The following is a 2,706-nucleotide window of genomic DNA, read 5'->3' as shown; positions in this document are numbered from 1 at the left end:
CTGACAATGAAAAATGATGATCCATCAGCGGAGATGTCCGGTTCCGCAGCCCCGTCACACGGTTCCCGTTGTCCCTGCGGCGATCACTCGTCCATGGAAGAGCATCGCCGGGAACTTGGCGACGCAATGCAGGCAGGTGCCTATCAGGGCGAGGAGCAACAAATCGACCGGACGGTAGAAACCACCGTTCTGCGATCGCTTTTTCCGGACCCCATGTTCCGGAGGAAATTTCTCAAAGCCGTAGGTGCGGGCACCGCCCTGGCCGCAATTTCACAAGCCTTTCCCCTGGGCGTTGCCCAGGCGATGGCAAAAGACACTGCGCCCCTGGAAAAGACCAAACTCGACATAGGGTTTGTTCCGATTACCTGCACGATTCCTTTGCTTCTCGCACAGGCCACCGGGGAATACGCAAAGGAAGGGCTGGATGTAAACCTGATTCGTACCCCGGGCTGGTCTGTCGCCCGTGACAATCTGGTCAGTGGTCAATACGATGCGTCGCACATGGTTCAGGCCATGCCATTGACCATGAGCCTGGGTGCGGGTTCGCCCAAGACCCCCACGCTCACTTCACTGATTCAGAACATTAATGGCGATGCGCTCGCCCTGCACCTGAAGCACAAGGACAAGCGCAACGATCCCAGCAGCTGGAAAGGTTTCCGCTTTGGTATCCCCCACGACCATTCGGTTCACGCCATGCTGCTGCGCTACTACCTGGCCGAGCACGGACTGGATCCCGATAAAGACGTGGAGCTGAGGGTTTATCCGCCACCCGATTCCGTTGCCAATATGGCTGCAGATAACCTGGACGGCATGCTCTTTGCCGAACCCTGGAATCAGCGTGCCGTGTTTGAGGGCGTAGCATTTTTGCAGGCCCTGTCAGTGGATATTTTCCCCAACCATCCCTGTTGCTCCATGTCGGTGACGGACAAATTCGTCACTGAGAACCCTAATACCTACGGTGCCTTGTTCCGTGCAGTAGCCCGGGCCGGCGCTTTCGCCGATCCCTACGAGAACCGTCAGCAAGTGGCCGAACTGATGGCGCCAAGAGAGTATCTGAATCAGCCCCTGAGCGTTCTTCAGCAGGTACTTCTGGGTCGCTATGCGGATGGTCTTGGCAACATCGTTGAACGCCGTGATCGTATCGGATTCAAATCGTTTCCCTATGACTCCACTGCCATCTGGCTGCTCACCCAGCTCAAACGCTGGAAGATCATCAATGCCGACGTTGATATGAATGCTCTGGCAAAAGAGGTGTTCAGGTCAACGGACGCTGCCCGGCGGATGAAGGATATGGGGCTGGATGTTCCGGACAACCCCATGAACAAGCATATCATCATGGGTAAAGAGTTCGATCCCCACCAGCCCGAAGCTTATCTGAACAGCTTCGACATCAGACGCACTTAATCAAAGGAGAAAGCCATGCGCGGTTATCACGACATCGGCGGTGAGGATGCGGGCCCGGTACCCAAGGAAGAACTTCCCTGGCTTTACTGGGAAAAGAAAGTTGAAGCCATTCGTAACCTGCTCGGAGACGCTACCCGGAGGCTGGTATCCCTGGATGAATTGCGCCATGGCTTCGAGAGTTTCGGCATTGAGAAGTACCAGCGCTACTCATTTTACCGCCGTCGTTTGGAGGCCCTTATCGACACCCTGGAGATCAAGGGCGTTCTCACCCGTGAAGAACTGGAAGCGGAACTGGCTCAGGTAAAACACGACTGGACCCCGGACACTGCGGGGGCCAGTAACAGTGACAAAGCCTGATCGCATCCCCGCCCGGTTTCAGATTGGAGACCGGGTTCAGGTGCTGGACCTGAAGCTGGATGGGCATATACGCACGCCATCCTATATCCGCGGCAAAACCGGAACGGTGATCCAGTTCTGTGGCTTCTTCCTGAATCCGGAAGATCTTTCTGTTGGCAAGACCGCTGGGCCGGTTTATCCCCTGTACCGGGTCAGCTTTGCCATGAATGATCTCTGGAGCGGCTATGAACGGCCGGAAGATGACGAACTGTGCATCGAAGTGTACGACCACTGGCTTGACGCGCCTGAAGCATGAACTTCAAGGCTATCAAACGGAGAGAACAACTTGACCGATAAACACCAACACGACCACAAGCATGATGATCACGCTCCTCTGGTGGTTGAAGATGATGCGGGCAACCTTGAAGCCCAACAGATAACGGCCGCTTTGCAGGCACTGCTGGTACGCAGGGGCCTGATCTCAGCCGGAGAGATCAACCTTGAGGTCCAGAAAATTGAATCTCCTGGTACTCATCTGGGCGCCAAGATTATCGCCCGGGCCTGGGCCGATGACAGCTACCGGCAAAGACTGCTGGTCAATGGCAAGGATGGCGCCTCCGAGCTTGGGATTATGGTAGGAGAAGCGCAGCTTGAGGTGGTGGAAAACACGCCGGAAATACACAATCTGGTGGTGTGCACACTTTGCTCCTGTTACCCCAGGTCCATTCTGGGACAGCCACCTTCCTGGTACATCAGCAAAGCTTACCGGGCCAGAGCCGTGCGCGAACCGGCGGCCATCCTTGAGGAGTTTGGTCTGATTTTACCTGAGGGCAAGAAAATCCGCCTGCACGACAGTAATGCAGATCTGCGTTATCTGGTTCTGCCTGAACGGCCTGCCGGCACCGAGACGTTGAGCGAAGAACAGCTGGCCAGCCTGGTTACACGAGACAGCATGATCGGTGTGGC

4 protein-coding genes are annotated in these 2,706 nt (G+C 55.9%); all 4 read left to right on the top strand.

The features are described 5' to 3' along the window. Nucleotides 1–1,404 (top strand): CmpA/NrtA family ABC transporter substrate-binding protein (locus DS878_RS15285; protein ID WP_222837494.1); only part of this gene is annotated, 1,404 nt, incomplete at its 5' end. Nucleotides 1,405–1,419: 15 nt separating this feature from the next. After that, the gene (locus DS878_RS15280) at nt 1,420–1,761 is read left to right on the top strand and encodes an SH3-like domain-containing protein (RefSeq protein ID WP_113816866.1); all 342 of its coding nucleotides are present in this window, start codon (nt 1,420–1,422) and stop codon (nt 1,759–1,761) included. Further along, nucleotides 1,748–2,056, top strand: coding sequence for an SH3-like domain-containing protein (locus tag DS878_RS15275; protein ID WP_222837493.1), 309 nt, complete (start codon nt 1,748–1,750; stop codon nt 2,054–2,056). The genes DS878_RS15280 and DS878_RS15275 overlap by 14 nt, the downstream gene beginning before the upstream one ends. A 30-nt stretch (nt 2,057–2,086) precedes the next feature. Next, on the top strand, nt 2,087–2,706 hold a 620-nt coding region (locus tag DS878_RS15270; RefSeq protein WP_113816865.1), incomplete at its 3' end, for a nitrile hydratase subunit alpha.

It is taken from the genome of Marinobacter sp. F3R11, from assembly GCF_003318275.1.
In the GTDB taxonomy this organism is placed as follows: domain Bacteria; phylum Pseudomonadota; class Gammaproteobacteria; order Pseudomonadales; family Oleiphilaceae; genus Marinobacter.
The sequence above is the reverse complement of the archived record's forward strand: the minus strand, read 5'-3'. Positions and strand labels throughout refer to the sequence as shown.

Excerpts from the sequence above, each read along its gene's own strand:
- DS878_RS15280 (WP_113816866.1), top strand. The coding sequence starts at position 1,420 with ATGCGCGGTTATCACGACATCGGCGGTGAGGATGCGGGCCCGGTACCC.